Raw genomic sequence first — 16,706 nt, forward strand, 5'->3', positions numbered from 1 at the left:
AATCCCCCCGGTCCGCCAATATACATGGGACGGCACAACCATAGCGGTTCCGCCCCGAGGGGTCAGCGGTGATTCACTTCAAGACCACCGGCCTGCGAACCTTGGGCCTGCGCTGAGACGCCGACATCGCCAGATTTCGGGTCCGGGCCACGATTCTCAGAATGGCGGCGCCGTGATGGAATTGCCGGAACGCGTCGGCAACGGCCGGATCAACAAAAGTGGTCGTAGTTTGACTGTCTGCCGGGGCGGTGACGGTGCCGAGGGGCACTTCGTGTTGCCATCCTCGCGCGGCGCGGAAGCTCAGGACCAATTGCCCGAAGGTCGGATAGGCGTGGTCGATATGGGCCGCGTCGATCGCAATGAGCTCGTCAGTCAGCTCGCAGGGGACTCGACCGAGTTCGTCTCCGTAGGTCTTGAAGTGCCGAACTTTGGCGGCTTTCAAATCCGCCGCTACCGCCGCCCGGCAGGCGTCATAGAACTCCTGGGCGTTTGATTTTGGGACTCCACGAACAGCCGCCAAATAGCTGAAATCCGTTTCACTCCCGTCAACGCGCCGCACCCAAAAGCCGGGTGTCGAGTAGCCGTCGCCGGTGTTCCGGCGCCGGAAGAAGGAATCCACCCCTTCGCCGATCTTCGAGGGACCGTCCACGATCACGCCGTCATAGCGTTCGAGAAGGGCAATCAGGTCGTCATGGTCGGCACGGTCTTCGACCACCTCCTCATCGGAATGGCGGGCGAGCATGCCCTTAAAGTGAGCCAGGGCGGCGCTCTGGGTCTTCCATGCCCTGCCGTTCGACAGACTGATCGCCTTTGCCACTGGTGCGCGTATCCCCATTTCAGCCTGCCAACTGGCTATCGGCGAGGATGGTTCGACGCAAGGCGACACACAACTATGTCGGCCGCGCGCGTGCGCGCGGCCGAATTGCTGGGGTGAGAGCAAGGCCGGGACCGCTCGCGCAGCCCCGGCCCGGTCCCGCTACTCGGCGGCGACCGCGTAGCCCGCTTCGCCGTCCTCCACGTCAGACGGCTGCTCTACGGCCTCGATGGTCGCGGGCTGCTTCCCCTCTGGCGTCGGCGTCCGCAGCACGGCAGGTAGCCAGCCAGTCCCGGCCAGAAGCTGCTCCGCGGCCAGCGCCATGTCCGGCTTCTTCATGTCCGCGATACGACGGGCGGCATCCTCCGAAACACCTTCCGACACGGCTTCCACGATGTGCGCCTTGGTGACGCGGCCAAGATAGCTGTCCACAGTGGGCGTCCAGTCCTTCGCCACGTCCAGCGCCAGCGCGGTCGCAAGTCGGTCAGCAGTTTGCAGAGAGCGGGCCTTGCGATCCCACGGCAAACGCAGCGCATTGACGGTGCGGGACACGCAATGCGCCAGCAGCGCCAGCCGCTTCGCGTCGTCCAAGGCGACGATGAAGCCCCACAGGTCGGCCACGTCACGCGGCATCCGCTCGGCCCACGCTTCATGCGCCTCGCTTGCCCGCGCAGCCAACGGCGTGTCCTCGATCCCGTCCGCATGACTGCCAAGCGGCGTCACGGTCGGACGGATTTCGAGGCAACCGGCCTCGGTGTAGCTGTAGAACAGTTGCGCCGTGAGCGTGTGGGTCAAGACGATCAGCGCCATGTCGGGCCGCTCACCAAGCGCCACGCGAAGCGCCAGCGTTCGGTAGGCGGACAGGTCGCGGATGAGGCTGTCGGAAATCGGCTTGCCCGGTTCCTCGTCCTCCTCCTCGATCTCCTGCGCGTCGTCGTAGCCGTCCTCCATCTGCTCGTTCGGTTCGTCATCCGGGGTGGCCGTGTCGCCTTCGGTTTCCGGCTCCGGCTGCGGGTCGGCCAGCGCCTCGTCCTCGAGCCGGACGAAACCACGCTCGATCCTCACCGCGCCGTCATGGTTGAGCACGATGAACGCGCCCCCATGCGCCACTACCTGCGGGTCGTAGGCGTAACGCTTGGCCGAAATGGCGTCGATCGCGTCGGACACCGCCTCCAGCTTCGCCGCCACGTCCTCGGGCATCTCGTCATAGGACGAATAGCCCTCGGCAAGCTCGTCATGCTCGGTGGACAGCGCCTCCAGCCGCGCCTCGTCCTCGTCAGACAGCGGAATCGACTGCGGATAGAAGCGCCGCATCCCGTGGGCGTGGGGATAGTCGATGAGCGCTTCGGTCCATTTCCAGCCTTCGGCCTCGACCTTGCCTGCGATCTCGCGCAGCTTCTCGACGGCGAGAATGTCGAGCAAGCCCGCATCCTCGAAGAACCCGCCCCGGTCCTCGCTGAACAGGTCGCGGATGATGTTGCCGCCCGCCTCGACATAGGCGTCGGCCCCGACGAACACGGCGCGCCGGTCGGTGGCGGGCACGTTGCTCGCGGTCATGTCGCGCCGAATGATCCACGGCTCACGGTTGTGATGCAGGTTGGCGAAAACCTGCTCCTGCCGGGCATGATCCTCGGTGATCGCAAAGGCCATAAGCTGGTCCAGCGTAAGCCCGTCCTCCCGATAGACCTGCAACAGCTTCGGGGAAACCGCGCCAAGGCGCAGCCGCTGCTTGACCACACCCGCCGACACGCCGAACCGCGCACCGATCTCTTCCGCGCCCCAGCCCTTGCCGTCCGCAAGCTCGCGGAAGCGCTCGAACTGGTCGGCAGGGTGCATCGGGGTACGGGTCACGTTCTCGTCCAGACTGATCTCGGACGGGTCATTGGCCGTGTCCAGCCAGCAGCGCACCGGCTCGGACTTCTTGATCTGCTTGCGCTTGGCACGCAGCAGCATCGCCAGCCTCCGGCCTTCGCCAGCGGTGACGAGATAGTAGCCGGTCGGCGTCCCGTCCTCCTTTACCTCCGGCTCCACGACAAGGTTCTGGATCAGCCCCTTGTGCTGAATCGAAGCGGACAGCGCCTCGATGGCGGCTTCTCCGTGCGGCACCTTGCGCGCATTTTTGGGGGACTTCTTGAGCTTGGCGAGCGGCACGAAAATCTCGACGGCCGACACAGCCTCGGCGGTTACGGTTTCGGTAACAGCGTTCATCACACTTCTCCTTCAAACCGCACTCGCCCCGGAATGGGGTGGGCGGCGAAGGAGCGGACCGGCAGGCCCGCCGGCGGAGCCGGGCAGCATCCGCAGGACCGGAACGCAGAGGAGGTAAGCGCGGCTTGCCGCGCGTTGCGGCCCGGCGCGGCGGGCCTAGAGGGGAGCGGCGCCCACCCCACCGACGGGGAGAGCTACAACGACGCGATCGGGCCGGCGAACGCCTCGGCCCGATCTCCGCAGCATGGAAGGACCGCAATCCGCGAGCGGATTGGCCGACCGGCGCGCCAGCGCCGCGCCGCCATGCTGATCGTCACCCGGCAGGGACGAGACCCGCAGGGGCTCGGTCGAAGCGGAGCGCAGATAGAGCGGCGGTCCCGAAGGGAGGCGCCAACTCCAATCTTGCAATTTTTTCCTTCATCGACTAATGTGCAGTCAATGACTTATGGAGTTGCATATGGCCGTCATGACGATCCGAAACATCGACGATGCGATCAAAAATCGTCTGCGGCTGCGCGCTGCGATGCACGGCCGATCAATGGAAGACGAGGCCCGCGACATCCTGCGTTCGGCGCTGTCGACGGAAATCCCGCGGCCTCGCAATCTGGGCCAGGCCATCCATGAACGCTTCGCCGAGCTGGGCGGCGTCGATCTGCCTGACCTTCCCCGTGAGCCGATCCGGGCGGTGGACTTCGGCGAATGATCGTCCTCGACACAAACGTCATTTCCGAACTGATGCGGCGCGAGCCTGACGCGAGGGTTATGGCGTGGATCGCCGAGCAGCCGATGGCGGGCGTATTCACGACGACGCTGACGCAGGCGGAAATCTTCTACGGCCTGGCGCTGCTTCCCAAGGGACGCCGCCGCGATGACCTGCTGGCGGCAGCGCGCCCGATGTTCGACGTCGATCTGGCTGGCCGCGTCCTGCCGTTCGACACCGAAGCGGCCCTTGCCTATCCCGAGATCGCCGCCGGGCGGAAACAGGGTGGCAAGCCGATCAGCCAGATTGACGCGCAGATTGCCGCCATCGTTCGGTCGCGCGGCGCGCGACTGGCGACTCGTAACGTCCGCGATTTCGCCGATTGCGGGATCACGGTCGTCGATCCGTGGGGCGAAGCATGACGCTCGCCGCCGCACGCCCCTATCTACGCTTCGCCGCGCGAGAGGCTTTGCGCGGGATGCGGATGCGGGGCAGCCTGCCGCGATGGCCCTTCCTCGCAAGCTCCGCCGCCGCACGCCTCGTCGCTGGGCCGAATGCCCGGATGACCTGCTCGATTACACCAATCGCGTCGCGCCGCGTCGGGCTTCGCGCCGGTCGCGCGAGGATGACGGGCCCATCATCGTCACCGATGACTGGCCGGAGCAGGTTCCGATCGGCGACGCGGAGTTGCGCGCGATCGAAGGCTACATGCGGCAAGAGCTGGACAAGCTGTTCGGACCATTGCCGTGAAGTGAGGAGTAAAGCGTCATGACCAGCGCCGCCTTGCGACGAAATGAGGATGAGGCGCCGGTCGTCGCGTCCGCTCGCGCCGCACTTTACCTGCGCGTCTCGACCGGCCGGCAGGCGGAGAGCGACCTGTCCATCCCCGACCAGCGCCGCCAGATCGAAGGCTACTGCCTTGCGCGCGGCTGGGAGGTTTCGGCCGAGTTCGTCGAGCCGGGCAACTCCGCGACCGACGATCGCCGGCCGGCTTTTCAAGCGATGATCGACGCCGCGATGGCCAAGCCGCCCGCCTTCACCGTCATCGTCGTCCACAGCTTCTCGCGGTTCTTCCGCGATCAATTCCAGTTCGAGTTCTACGTCCGCAAGCTGGCGAAGAACGGGGTGAAGCTCGTCTCGATCACGCAAGACCTCGGTGACGATCCGATGAGCGTGATGATGCGGCAGATCATGACGCTATTCGACGAATATCAGTCGAAGGAGAACGGCAAGCACACCCTGCGGGCGATGAAAGAGAACGCGCGGCAAGGCTTCTGGAATGGTGCTCGTGCGCCGATCGGCTATCGTGTGGTGGCTGCCGGGGAGCGCGGCGCGAAGATCAAGAAGAAGCTGGAGATCGACCCGCTCCAGGCCGAGACGGTGCGGCGCATTTATCGCATGGCGCTGAGCGGCGTCGATAACAGCGGGCCGATGGGCCTCAAATCGATCGCCGCCTGGCTCAATGAAAACAACATCCGCACCCGCGACGGCGGGCGCTGGGGCTTGGGCGCGGTGCATCAGGTTCTCACCCGCACGACCTATATCGGCCGGCACCGCTTCAACACCCGCGACCACAGAACGAGAACGCCGAAGCCGGAGAGCGAGCACGCCGTCATGGAAGTGCCGGCAATCGTCTCGGAAGCGGAGTTCGAGGCGGTGCAGCGCTCGCTCAAGGCGCGCAGTCCGAAGATGATGGCCCCGATGGCGGTGGGCGGCCCGACGCTGCTCACCGGCATCTGCTTCTGCGCGTGCTGTGGCGGCGCGATGACGCTGCGCACCGGCACCAGCAGCGCCGGCCGGGAATATCGCTATTACACCTGTTCGACGAAGGCGCGGCAGGGCGCAACCGGTTGTCCTGGCATCACCGTGCCGATGGACCGACTCAACGAGGCTGTGGTCGATCATCTCGAAGCGCGGCTGCTCGAACCGGAGCGACTCGAAGCGCTGATGGATCAGATCCTCGAACGCCGCGACGAATGGGTGAACCAGCGCCGGTTTCACGTTGCCGATCTCGAACGCCGGGCGACCGAGGCGGAAGCGAAGCTCAAACGACTCTATGACGCGATTGAAAACGGCGTCATCGACGTAAGCGACCCCTCCCTCAAAGATCGGATCGCCGAGCTGACCGCCACGCGGGACCAGGCCAAGGGCGACGCCGAGCGCGCCCTCGCGCATATCGTGAAGGTTGGCCCGACAATCACACCGGAGAGCCTGCGCGCCTTCGCGGCGGCTCTGCGCAAGAAGCTGAGGAACGGCGACGGGACGTTCGCCCGCGATCAGGTGCGTGCCGTCGCGCAGCGCGTAGAGGTGGTGAGCAAGAAGGAGGTCCGCATCCGCGGACTGCGGAGCGAGCTCCTCCGAACGCTGACCGCCGCCTCTGGCGTGGAGGCGGCGGTGCTAGGCGTTCGTGCCTTTGAACCGAAATGGCGCACCCGACAGGATTCGAACCTGTGACCTTCGCCTTCGGAGGGCGACACTCTATCCAGCTGAGCTACGGGTGCTTCGCGGCGGTGCCTAGCCGGTCGAACGGTCATTGGTCAACGGATTCGATGCGGGATGGTTCGACTGCTCGGTTCGCGACTGCGCCACTCTGCCGTTACCCTTCGTACTCTATGATACTACGCAGTATGCTTACGTCATGCTTACGTGAAGCGATTTCACCAGACTGGTTCGCTGCAACGACGCAACAATCTTGAAGAAAATCAATAATTTATGGAGATTTTGAGGCGCGATTTTGAGGCTTGACCTCTGCCTTCGGAGGGCAGCGCTCTATCCAGCTGAGCTACGGGTGCCGCTAGAGCGCGCCTCTAGCAAGCCCGGATGGCGCCAGCAATCGAATAAAGAACCCGATTGCGCATTGCGTATCGAGGGCAGGATGTGCGAAGCGCGGCCGCGCCGAACCCTGGGGGACTGTGCGTGGCAAATTCCGAACAGCGCTGGCCGATGGCAGCCGACCTCTATGGAGAGCTGCAGCTCGAGACGGCACGTCCGGCTTCGCGGCGCTGGCGCGACTTTCTGCCCGGCGGGCTTGTTGCCGCAATCGCTGCGCTCGCAGCCGCATGGCTCGCCGATCATTATGCTGTGCCAATCGTCCTAATGGGCCTGCTCATCGGCCTTGCCCTTTCCTTTCTGTCGCAGGACCGGCGCACGCACGCGGGACTCGATCTGATGTCGCAGACCGCGCTGCGCCTCGGCATCGTCCTCGTCGGCGCGCGAATCACCGCCTCGCAGCTCTCCGAGCTTGGCCCGCTCCCCTTCGTGCTGCTCATCCTCATCATGCTGACCGTGATCGTCGCCACACTCGCAAGCGCGCGATGGTTCCGGCAGCACCGCCACGCCGCGCTGCTCGCCGGCGGGGCGACCGCGATCTGCGGTGCCTCGGCCGCACTCGCGCTCTATTCGCTAATCGGGGACAAACGCGTCGACCAGGCGCGCTTCACGCTGACCCTTGTGGGTATCACCGTCGCGAGCGCGCTTGCGATGACGCTCTACCCGGTCCTCGCGGCGCAGCTCGGCCTGTCAGACACCCAGGCAGGCTTCCTGATCGGCGCCTCGATCCACGATGTCGCGCAGGCGATCGGCGGCGGTTTCTCCTTCTCACAGCAAGCTGGCGAGGTGGCGACAATCGTCAAGCTGACGCGCGTGGCGCTGTTGGCGCCGATGCTGATGCTTCTTGGTCTCTGGCTCGGCCGCAGCGGCGAGACGGCGGCAGAAAAGGCACGCATTCCGCTGCGTCTTCCGTGGTTCATCCTGGGCTTCCTCGCTCTCGCCGCGATCAATTCCGTGGTGCCCCTGCCCGAACCGCTACGGGACGGGGCCGCGACGATTGCGCAGGCACTGCTGCTCCTCGCGATTGTCGCCACCGCGATGAAGGCGCGGCTGCATCTGCTCGTGGATCAGGGCTGGCGCAGTTTCGCGCCGATCATCGTCGCGACGGTGACCAGCTTCGCGCTGTCCCTCGCTGCCGCATTGAGCCTTTGACGCCCTGACGTCACGGTAACATCGGGGACCTTAGCCTTTTGGCAGCGCCCAGCTCACCGTCAGCTGCGTCGCCCGGCGCGGAATATCGAGCTTTGCTTCGCTGAAATTGACTTTCTCGTTCGGCGGCAGCGTCCGCACGGGCGGCTTGATCGTCCAACTATAGACGATCGTTCCCTGCGCATCGCGCAGCTCAGCAAGGATGGGCGGAACGCGCTGCTCGCGGTCGGTCGGGTTGATGATCACCCCCGACGCTGCAAAATAGATGGTGCCGTCGGCGAGTTCGCGATGATCCTGATTGGGCGGGAGCTCGATGACAAGGTCGGGTTCATCGATCGTGCCGGGCAGCCCGAGACCCTGCGCCCAGCTCGGTAGACCGAAGTAGAGGAGCGCACCCGTCGCGCCGACCATCAGCACGGCCGCGCCCGCGGCGATCATCGTCCATCGTTTCGCGGGATTGCGGCGCGGCCGGCGGAAGGGGAGCGGCTCTTCGGCAGCCAAGGGGGGTACCGGCCTGGGTGCCGGTTCCGACGCGGCGGCAAAGGCCTCAGGCGGAGGGGGCGGGGAGGCGACGACCTCGTCAGTGTTTGCCGCAGCGGGCGGCACTGGAGGCGGGGCGACCGGCGCCGGCGAGGGCCCGTCGTCGGCTCCTTGCGCCGGACCGGGACCAGGCACCGGGGCACGCGCAGCGTCGGGCGCTGGCGCAGTTGGAGGGGGCGGCGGAACGGCCCCGGCGGCGGCTGCAGGCTCCTGGAACCAGCTGTGACGGCAATTGGCACAGCGTACGGTGCGGCCATTGGGTCCAATCGCCGTATCGGGCACAACATAGCGGGTATGGCAGGACGGACAGGCGAGGATCATGACCCCCTCTAAACACGCTGCACCCCACGCTGGCAAGCGCCGCGTCGCCCTGGCGGGCGGATAGGCGCTTGTCCTCGCCGAAGAGCCGTGTAACAGCCAAGGACATGAGCGTGGAGGCTCCCCTGTTTTTCCGCCCGGCGGCGCGGCGCTGGCTGCGGCTGACGTCATGACGGACGCAGCCGCTCCCCGTCCAGGCGGGCCGATGGTCGAGTTCGACAGTGTCGGTCTGCGCTATGGCCCCGATGCCGAGATCCTGTCCGACATCAGCTTCAATCTGCAGCCGGGAAGCTTCTACTTCCTTACAGGGCCATCGGGTGCGGGAAAGACGTCGCTCCTCAAGATGCTCTACCTTGCGCAGCGGCCGAGCCGCGGGATCGTGCGGCTGTTCGGCGAAGACCTGGTCGCCATGCCGCGTCACCGCCTCCCCGGGTTTCGTCGGCGCATCGGCGTCGTCTTTCAGGATTTCCGCCTGATCCCCCATCTCTCGGCGCGCGACAATATCGCACTGCCGCTACGCATCGCCGGGGTGAGCGAAGAGGATCTGTCAGGCCCGGTCGGCGAGATGCTGAGCTGGATCGGGCTCAGCGAGCGTGCCGACGCGCGCCCCGCGACGCTTTCGGGCGGTGAGCAGCAGCGTGTCGCGATCGCGCGCGCGGTGATTGCGCGCCCTCAATTGCTCGTCGCCGACGAGCCTACCGGTAACGTCGACCCAGACATGGCCATGCGGCTTTTAGGATTGTTCGAGGCCCTCAACCGCCTCGGCACCACCGTCGTCGTCGCAACGCACGACATCCACCTGATCAGCCGCATCGACAATGCGCAGATGATGCGGCTGGAAAAGGGACGGCTCGCCGATCCGACTGGCGCGCTGCGCTATCCGCCGAACCGCGCGTGACGTCATGATCATCCCGCGCGTCCCCATCCAGCACCGCCGCCTGCTCCCTGACCGCCGCCTGTCAGGACAGACCCCCTGGGTGATCGCGATCCTGATGATGCTGACGCTGCTCGCAGCCGCTGCCGGCATCGGGCTTGCCCGCTCGGCCAATGCGATCGGTGACGCGATCGCGGGGCGGGTGACGGTGCAGATTGTCACCGCCAATCCGGTGACCCGTGCCGAGCAAGCCTCCGCGCTCCGCCGCGCCGCCGCCGCCCAGCCTTACGTTCGCACCGCGCGGGCAGTCGAGCAGGCCGAATTGCTTGCAACGCTCGGCCAATGGTTTGGCGGCGAGAATGGCGAGGATCCCGTCCTCAAGTCGCTGCCCCTGCCCGCCCTCGTCGACGTCGATTTCGTGGGCGGCGAGCGTGCCGGCCAGCTCAACCAGTTGCGCGCGCTGGTCGCCCAGACAGCGCCGGGCGCCAGGATCATCCCGCACGCCGAGTGGCTCGGACCGGTCGCGCGGCTGATCCGCTCGCTCGCCTGGGTTGCAGGTGCGCTGGTGGTACTGATGATTCTCGCCAGCGCAGCGGTTGTCATCATGACCGCGCGCGCGGCGCTCGGGACCCATTTTGCAACGATCGAGATGCTGCACCTGATCGGCGCGACCGACCGGCAGATCGCGCGACTGTTCCAGCGCCGTATCGCAATCGACACCGCTTATGGCATCGCGCTCGGCACTGCGGTAGCGGCGGCGATATTGCTGCTCATCGCCTGGCAATGGGCGAGGGTGACCGCGGGGCTGGCCGCCACCGCGTCACTGGGGGCCGCAGGCTGGGCGCTCTTGCTGGCGCTGCCGCTATTGGCTATCGCGCTGGCTGCTTTGACGGCGCGCCAGACGCTGCTCGCCGCGCTCAAGAAGATTTTATGATCAAGCGCCTGATTTCGCTCCTCTTCCTCGTCTGGGTGCTCGGCTTCGCCTGGTTCGCGCTGCTGCCGCCGATGCCGGCGCCGCCGCAGAAGACCGACGCGATTGTCGTGCTGACCGGCGGACCGGGGCGGATCGACCGCGCTCTCGAGCTGCTGGAGACGGGACAGGCAAAGCGGCTCTTGATCAGCGGTGTCGCGCGCGAGGTGAAACCGCGCGAACTCGCCGCGGAATATGAGCGGCCCCAAAAGCTCTTCGATTGCTGCATCGCGCTTGGCTTCGAGGCCGAGGATACGCGCTCCAACGCCACCGAGGTCGCGAGCTGGGTTGCGCGGCGCAACTACAAGACGGTGCGGCTCGTCACGACGGACTGGCACATGCGCCGCGCCCAATATGAGATCGGTCGCGCGGTGGGCGACGCGGTGACCATAATTCCCGACGCGGTGCGCAGCCGTCCGACCTTCTCGACCCTGTTTCGCGAATATCACAAATATCTCGCGGGACTGGCGGGCGGTCTCCTAGGGCTGTAAGCCCCGCCCGTGCACTATACTCTCGCCCTTTTCCGCTCCATCCTGTTCTGGCTCGCCTTCTTCCTCGCCAGCACCATCTGCTCGATCGGCGCCGTCGTCGCGTTGCCGATTTCGCACCTCGCGACGCGCGCATTCGTGCGGGGCTGGGCTGCCTTCCACCGGCTCATATGCCGGGGTATCCTGGGGCACCGGATCGTTGTCGAAGGCGCGATGCCCGACACACCTGTCCTCTATGTCTTCAAGCATGAGGGGGCGTTCGAAACAATCGAACAGCCCTTGCTGTTCCGCTGGCCCGCGGTGTTTGCAAAGGAGGAGCTCTTCTCGATACCAGTCTGGGGGCAGGCGGCACGCTTCTATGGTCTCATCCCGGTCGATCGCGACGGCGGGGGCAAGGCGATGCGCGCCATGCTCGCCGCCGCAAGGGCAGCGCTCAACGCGGGCCGCCCGCTCGTGCTCTTCGCGGAAGGCACGCGCGTCCCGCATGGGCTCGCGCCGCCCCTCCGCGCCGGCTTTGCCGGTATGTACCGCTTGCTCGGCGTGCCGGTGATCCCGGTCGCGGTGGACAGCGGCATCGCCTACCCGCCCCACCGCTGGGTCAAATGGCCTGGCACGATCACCTACAAAATCGGCGACACGATCCCTGCGGGTCTTCCCCGCGAAGAGGCCGAGGCGCGCGTCTGGCGCGCGATCAACGCGCTCAATCCGCCCGAGGCGCTGGAGCAGCCGGCTTCATCATAATTCCGTTCGCGTTGAAAAGGGCGGGGATCCCGCATGGTTTCCCGGCACCTTCTGCTCCGCACGCGCGGGTTTCTAATGCTTCCGGCCGAAGTCGGGCGCCGGATCATCCTGACCTTCGGCGATAATCGAACGACGGATCGCCCGCGTTCGCGTGAACCACGCCTCAAGCTTGTCGCCGTCGCCGCGACGGATGGCCTGCTGAAGCACGGTCAGGTCTTCGTTGAAGCGCTGCAGCGTTGCAAGCACCGCGTCCTTATTGGCGAGAAAAACGTCGCGCCACATCACAGGGTCACTCGCCGCGATGCGCGTGAAATCGCGAAACCCACCCGCGGAATATTTGATCACTTCGCTCTCGGTCACTTCCTCAAGCTCGCTCGCGGTACCGACGATCGTATAAGCGATCAGGTGCGGCAAATGGCTCGTCACGGCAAGCACCATGTCGTGATGTTCGGCGTCCATCGTGTCGACGGTCGCGCCGAGTGCTTGCCAGAAGCCGGTCAGCGCGGCGACAGCATCCACCGGCGCGTCGGGGGCGGGGGTGATAATGCACCAGCGCCCTTCGAACAGCGTCGCAAAGCCCGCGGCGGGGCCGCTGTTTTCAGTCCCCGCGACCGGGTGCGCCGGGATAACCAGGTGACCAGGCAGCGCCGCGCGCAGCGCCGCACCCACTCCTGCCTTCGATGAGCCGACGTCCGAGACGATCGCGCTTTGCGCAAGCCCCGGCGCCATGGCGCGTGCCGCATCGGCCATACCGCCAACCGGCACGGCCAGAATCACAAGGTCGGCGTCCCTCACCGCATCGGCTGCATCGTCTGCAATACGGTCACAAAAGCCGAGCAAGCGCGCCTCGCCCCTCACCTCGGCGCTGACATCGTGGCCGGTCACTGCCACACCCGGCAACCGAGCCTTGACCGCGCGTGCGATCGAGGAGCCGATCAGCCCGAGCCCTATGACTGCAAGACGTTCGATCGCCATCGCCGCAGTCAGCCCGCAAGCGCGGCGCGGATCGCCGCCGCCAGCCCTCGCGTCTCTTCCTCGGTGCCGATCGTCATGCGCAGCGCATGTGGCAGCCCCTGCCCCGGCAGCCAGCGTACGATATAGCCCGCGTCCATCAGGCGATTATACACCGTCTCGGCGCTCACGCTGCCCTCGAACAGCACGAGCAGGAAGTTTGTCGCCGACGGTACGACGCGCACGCCATGATTCCCCAGCCCCTCTATCTCCCGCGCCAGCCAGGCGCGCCACCGGGCATTATGCTCGCGGCTGCGGATTACAAAATCATCATCGCCGAGCGCTGCGACCGCCGCTGCCTGTCCGGCGCGCGTGACATTGAAGGGGAGGCGAATGCGGTGCAGTGACGAAATCACGTCCGAAGACGCATAGCCCCACCCGATCCGCTCGGCGGCGAGGCCGTGAATCTTCGAAAAGGTCCGGGTGACAAAGACGTTCGGCTCTGTCTTCGCCAGTTCGAGGCCGCCGTCGTCCTGGTCGGGCGCGAGATATTCTGCATAGGCCTGGTCGATCACGAACAGCACATCCTTGGGCAGGCCCGCATGGAGCCGCGCTACCTCCTCGCGCGTCGCGAGGGTCCCGGTCGGATTGTTCGGATTGGCAAGATAGACGACGCGTGTCTTGTCGGTCACCGCGGCGAGGAGCGCGTCGACATCGGTCGCATAGTCGCGATCCTCGGCCTCGACGGGGGTTGCGCCGACCCGCCGGGCCGCGATCTCGTAGACCGCAAATCCATAACGCACATAGAGAATCTCGTCGCCCGCGCCGGCGTAGGTCCCGGCGGCAAGGTGCAGCAGTTCGTCCGACCCGTTGCCGCAGATGATGCGCGACGGATCGAGCCCGAACTTGGCGGCAATCGCTTCGCGCAGATGGTTGGATCCCGGGTCGGGATAGCGCGATAGAGCATCGGCGGCGCCCTGCGCTGCCGCGAAGGCTGCGCGCGCCGCATCGCTGGTGCCGAGCGAGTTTTCGTTCGCGCTGAGCTTGATCAACGGCCGCCCGTCGGCGCCCGCGGACTTGCCGGGAACATAGGGAGCGATGCCGCTGATCCACGGCTTCGGTGTGAGCGTCGGGGTCACGTTGGTCATGCCGCGCCGTTTAGCGGCTGCACCGCCCGAGTCCAGCACGTTGACAGCGCCCCACTGCGCGCTTAGCCCCGCGCGAGCGATGGCGAGCCTGCTTCACGAGATCCAGCATCACGGCGTGACGATCAACGCACCGCTGGCGCTCGACAGCGGCCAGTCGCTGCCCTCCGTAACGATTGCCTATCAAAGCTACGGCACGCTCGCGCCGGACAAATCGAACGCGGTGCTGGTCTGCCACGCGCTCACCGGCGACCAATATGTCGCGAGCAATCATCCCGCGACCGGCAAGCCCGGCTGGTGGGCGCGTATGGTTGGGCCGGGCAAGCCCGTCGACACGGACCGCTTTTTCGTGATCTGCGCCAATGTGCTCGGCAGCTGCATGGGGTCGAGCGGCCCGGCGAGTCCCGATGCTCTGACCGGTGCGCCGCTCGGCATGGCATTTCCGGTGATTACGATCGGCGACATGGTGCGTGCACAGGCCATGCTGCTCGACCATCTCGGCATCGCCCGGCTTCATGCCGTCATCGGCGGTTCGATGGGCGGAATGCAGACGCTTGCCTGGGCCTCGGCCTATCCCGAACGGCTTGCCTCGGCGATCGTTATCGCCAGCGCGGCGCGTCATTCGGCGCAGAATATCGCGTTTCACGAAGTGGGGCGACAGGCGATCATGGCCGATCCAGACTGGCAGGACGGCCAATATTATGGCGGTACGCGCGGGCCGACGAAGGGCCTCGCTGTCGCGCGGATGGCGGCGCACATCACCTATTTGTCCGAAGCGGGGCTGACCGAGAAATTCGGTCGCCGCCTGCAGGCCCGCGATGCGAAGAGCTTCGGTTTCGACGCGGATTTCCAGATCGAATCCTATCTCAGACATCAGGGGCTCGCATTTACCGATCGCTTTGACGCAAACGCCTATCTCTACATCACCCGCGCGATGGATTATTTCGACCTCGCAGAAGCGCATGATGGCCAGCTCGCGAACGCCTTTGCGGGTGCTAAAGATGTACGTTTCACCCTGGTAAGCTTCGACACCGACTGGCTCTACCCCACCGCCGAATCGCGCCGCATCGTCCAGGCGCTGCAAAGCGTCGGCGCGGCGGCGAGCTTCGTCGAGCTGTCGGCGCCCTTCGGCCATGACAGCTTCCTTCTCGAGGTTCCTGCGCTCGACGCGATAGTGGCGGGGTCTCTTGAGGCAGGCCTCGCGTGACCGATAGCTCGCGCCTGTCCTTCGCACCTGTGGGCATGCAGGTTGATGCAATCCATGACGTTCTGACGCAAAGCGATCGGGCCGAGGATATCGCCCCCGCAGTCGCCGAAGGTGCCGTTGCCGGTTCGCTCTGCATCGGCGCCTTTGCACCGACTGGCGAAGAGATCGGTGTGGCCCGCGTCATCACCCACCGGGCGAGCGTCGCTTCTCTCGCTGACCGCTATGTACTCGGGACCCGTCGCGGGCACAGTCTTGCAGCGCACATGGTGACAGCGCTCCACGATCACGCCGAACGTCAGGGGTTGCGGCGCGGGATGCTTCCCGCCCGGGACGCCCACACTCTTCATTCCTCGCTCGGATGGACACCTCTTGAGGATAGCAAGCCCTTCATGCAGAGGCATGTCCCCGACGTTCACAAGCGGCAGACCGATGAAGCTGCGTCCTGACCTTGCAATCATCGCAGACGCGGTCCCTGGGGCGTCACGCGTGCTCGACGTCGGCTGCGGCGACGGCGAACTGATGGCCGCGCTCCGCGAAAAGGGTGTCGATGCGCGCGGGCTGGAGATCGATCCCGCCAATGTCACAGCAGCAATCGCCCGCGGTCAGTCGGTCGTTCAAGGCGACGCCAACCACGATCTGGCCGACTATCCCGACAACGCCTTCGACTATGCCATTCTCTCACAGACGCTCCAAACGACCGAGCGACCCGATCGCGTCGTAGATGAACTGCTTCGCATCGCGCCCCGCGCTTTTGTCAGTTTTCCCAATTTTGCGCACTGGCGCGTGCGGCTTGCCCTGCTGTGGAACGGCCGGATGCCGGTAACCCGGCTGCTTCCCGTCGCCTGGTATGAAACCCCGAACATCCACCATGTCACGGTAAGCGATTTTCGGGACCTGGTGCGCGCACGCGGCATCGCAGTCGAGCGCGCCTGGTATCTCTCGGGTGACCGCCCCACGAGCGACGCGGCGGCAAGCTGGCGCGCCGAACACGCAATATTCCTGATCGCGCGGGGCTGATGCCGCCGTTGCCTAGCGATCGCTCGGCCTCAATCCCTTCGCCAGCAAGTCATTCGCGGTCCGTGCAACCTCAACAATGTCGGCGTCAGCGTCCCACAAGCCATAACGCATGCCCAGAAAGACGTTCATTCCGGCAATCGCCCAGGCGTGAATCTCGCCGACGTCGGAGCGGATTTCGCCGCGCGCGGCGCCCGCGTCCAGCCGCTGGCGAATGCGCTCGACGGTCGTTTCATAGTGGCGGCGATAGCTCGCGTAATCGACGAACTCGGCCTCGTCGATGATACGGTAAATTTCGCGATGTTCGCGAACGAAACCCAGAAAGGATTCAAGGCCTATGCGCTCAGCGGCAATTTCGTCGGGAGCGGTCTGGACGATTGGCGTCACATGGTCGCGCAGCTGCTCGCTCATATAGCGGACAAGCGCCTGAAAGATTTCCTCCTTGGAATCGAAATAGGTATAGAAGCTGCCGAGCGCAGTGCCCGCCCGCCGCGTGATCGCGCTGATTGACGCTTCGTGAAAGCCGCGCTCGCCAAATTCGACGGCGGCCGCGTCAAGGAGCTTGCGCAGGGTTCTCCGCCCGCGATCCGTTCGCGGGGTCTTGTCGCGTGTGCCGGCGGCGTCCGGTGCCGATCGCTCCTCTGCCGCCGCTCTGTTCGGCTCATCCATCGCGCCATTCCCTCTTGCCGCCCCTGCCTCAATCGTGGCATTTTCGCACCACTGGCAAGCAAAAAGCGCCGGAACCAAGTTCGAAGTTG

General features: G+C 65.7%; 18 protein-coding genes and 1 tRNA gene. 12 read left to right on the plus strand and 7 right to left on the minus strand.

From position 1 onward, the window contains the following. Positions 1-73: 73 nt before the first annotated feature. On the minus strand, positions 74-817 hold the full coding sequence (locus tag LH20_RS20340) for a DUF3223 domain-containing protein (RefSeq protein ID WP_053556411.1): 744 nt from the start codon (positions 815-817) through the stop codon (positions 74-76). 159 nt (positions 818-976) lie between these two features. Continuing rightward, on the minus strand, positions 977-3,022 hold the full coding sequence (locus LH20_RS20345; protein ID WP_053555792.1) for a ParB/RepB/Spo0J family partition protein: 2,046 nt from the start codon (positions 3,020-3,022) through the stop codon (positions 977-979). A 457-nt stretch (positions 3,023-3,479) separates the two neighbouring features. On the opposite strand from LH20_RS20345, the gene LH20_RS20350 reads away from it, so the two are divergent. The 4 genes from LH20_RS20350 to LH20_RS23125 all read left to right on the plus strand — a co-directional run bounded on the left by LH20_RS20350 (position 3,480) and on the right by LH20_RS23125 (position 6,176). Further along, positions 3,480-3,725 carry a FitA-like ribbon-helix-helix domain-containing protein gene (locus LH20_RS20350; protein WP_200905405.1) on the plus strand — a complete coding sequence of 82 codons (246 nt, stop codon included), beginning with the start codon at positions 3,480-3,482 and terminating at the stop codon, positions 3,723-3,725. Continuing rightward, positions 3,722-4,144 carry a type II toxin-antitoxin system VapC family toxin gene (locus LH20_RS20355; RefSeq protein WP_053555794.1) on the plus strand — a complete coding sequence of 141 codons (423 nt, stop codon included), beginning with the start codon at positions 3,722-3,724 and terminating at the stop codon, positions 4,142-4,144. The genes LH20_RS20350 and LH20_RS20355 overlap by 4 nt, the downstream gene beginning before the upstream one ends. Positions 4,145-4,226: 82 nt before the next feature. Then, positions 4,227-4,472, plus strand: a complete 246-nt coding sequence (locus LH20_RS23120) for a hypothetical protein (protein WP_144423624.1) — start codon at positions 4,227-4,229, stop codon at positions 4,470-4,472. A gap of 18 nt (positions 4,473-4,490) precedes the next feature. Next, positions 4,491-6,176, plus strand: a complete 1,686-nt coding sequence (locus LH20_RS23125) for a recombinase family protein (protein WP_083455520.1) — start codon at positions 4,491-4,493, stop codon at positions 6,174-6,176. On the opposite strand, the gene LH20_RS20370 is transcribed toward LH20_RS23125, so the two are convergent. Next, a tRNA-Arg gene (locus LH20_RS20370) sits at positions 6,147-6,223 on the minus strand. The two genes, LH20_RS23125 and LH20_RS20370, sit on opposite strands and share 30 nt — an antisense overlap. A gap of 442 nt (positions 6,224-6,665) precedes the next feature. On the opposite strand from LH20_RS20370, the gene LH20_RS20380 reads away from it, so the two are divergent. Continuing rightward, positions 6,666-7,703, plus strand: a complete 1,038-nt coding sequence (locus LH20_RS20380; protein ID WP_053556412.1) for a YeiH family protein — start codon at positions 6,666-6,668, stop codon at positions 7,701-7,703. A gap of 30 nt (positions 7,704-7,733) precedes the next feature. On the opposite strand, the gene LH20_RS24230 is transcribed toward LH20_RS20380, so the two are convergent. Continuing rightward, the gene (locus LH20_RS24230; protein WP_053555797.1) at positions 7,734-8,561 is read right to left on the minus strand and encodes a zinc-ribbon domain-containing protein; all 828 of its coding nucleotides are present in this window, start codon (positions 8,559-8,561) and stop codon (positions 7,734-7,736) included. A gap of 166 nt (positions 8,562-8,727) precedes the next feature. On the opposite strand from LH20_RS24230, the gene ftsE reads away from it, so the two are divergent. The 4 genes from ftsE to LH20_RS20405 are packed head-to-tail and all read left to right on the plus strand — an operon-like array spanning position 8,728 to position 11,631. Further along, positions 8,728-9,456 (plus strand): cell division ATP-binding protein FtsE, encoded by a 729-nt coding sequence (ftsE, locus tag LH20_RS20390; protein WP_200905406.1) that lies wholly within the window; start codon positions 8,728-8,730, stop codon positions 9,454-9,456. 4 nt (positions 9,457-9,460) lie between these two features. Further along, positions 9,461-10,366 (plus strand): cell division protein FtsX, encoded by a 906-nt coding sequence (locus LH20_RS20395; protein WP_053555799.1) that lies wholly within the window; start codon positions 9,461-9,463, stop codon positions 10,364-10,366. Then, positions 10,363-10,893 (plus strand): YdcF family protein, encoded by a 531-nt coding sequence (locus tag LH20_RS20400; protein WP_053555800.1) that lies wholly within the window; start codon positions 10,363-10,365, stop codon positions 10,891-10,893. The genes LH20_RS20395 and LH20_RS20400 overlap by 4 nt, the downstream gene beginning before the upstream one ends. Positions 10,894-10,902: 9 nt before the next feature. Next, positions 10,903-11,631, plus strand: coding sequence for a lysophospholipid acyltransferase family protein (locus LH20_RS20405; RefSeq protein ID WP_053555801.1), 729 nt, complete (start codon positions 10,903-10,905; stop codon positions 11,629-11,631). 72 nt (positions 11,632-11,703) lie between these two features. Here the strand turns inward: LH20_RS20405 and LH20_RS20410 are convergent, their stop codons facing one another. Next, positions 11,704-12,606 carry a prephenate/arogenate dehydrogenase family protein gene (locus tag LH20_RS20410; RefSeq protein ID WP_053555802.1) on the minus strand — a complete coding sequence of 301 codons (903 nt, stop codon included), beginning with the start codon at positions 12,604-12,606 and terminating at the stop codon, positions 11,704-11,706. An 8-nt stretch (positions 12,607-12,614) separates the two neighbouring features. Next, the gene (hisC, locus tag LH20_RS20415; protein ID WP_053555803.1) at positions 12,615-13,730 is read right to left on the minus strand and encodes a histidinol-phosphate transaminase; all 1,116 of its coding nucleotides are present in this window, start codon (positions 13,728-13,730) and stop codon (positions 12,615-12,617) included. A 79-nt stretch (positions 13,731-13,809) separates the two neighbouring features. Between hisC and metX the strand changes: the two genes are divergently transcribed. Genes metX through metW form a run of 3 tightly spaced genes read left to right on the plus strand, consistent with a single transcriptional unit; the run spans position 13,810 to position 15,951 of the window. After that, on the plus strand, positions 13,810-14,934 hold the full coding sequence (gene metX / locus LH20_RS20420; protein ID WP_053555804.1) for a homoserine O-acetyltransferase MetX: 1,125 nt from the start codon (positions 13,810-13,812) through the stop codon (positions 14,932-14,934). Beyond that, positions 14,931-15,380, plus strand: a complete 450-nt coding sequence (locus tag LH20_RS20425) for a hypothetical protein (RefSeq protein WP_053555805.1) — start codon at positions 14,931-14,933, stop codon at positions 15,378-15,380. Before metX ends, LH20_RS20425 begins: the two co-directional genes overlap by 4 nt. Further along, positions 15,364-15,951 carry a methionine biosynthesis protein MetW gene (gene metW / locus LH20_RS20430; protein WP_053555806.1) on the plus strand — a complete coding sequence of 196 codons (588 nt, stop codon included), beginning with the start codon at positions 15,364-15,366 and terminating at the stop codon, positions 15,949-15,951. The genes LH20_RS20425 and metW overlap by 17 nt, the downstream gene beginning before the upstream one ends. Positions 15,952-15,963: 12 nt before the next feature. Here the strand turns inward: metW and LH20_RS20435 are convergent, their stop codons facing one another. After that, positions 15,964-16,617 carry a TetR/AcrR family transcriptional regulator gene (locus LH20_RS20435; RefSeq protein ID WP_053555807.1) on the minus strand — a complete coding sequence of 218 codons (654 nt, stop codon included), beginning with the start codon at positions 16,615-16,617 and terminating at the stop codon, positions 15,964-15,966. Positions 16,618-16,706: the final 89 nt, after the last annotated feature.

Origin of the sequence: Sphingopyxis sp. 113P3, assembly GCF_001278035.1 — a bacterium.
Classification (GTDB): Bacteria; Pseudomonadota; Alphaproteobacteria; order Sphingomonadales; family Sphingomonadaceae; genus Sphingopyxis.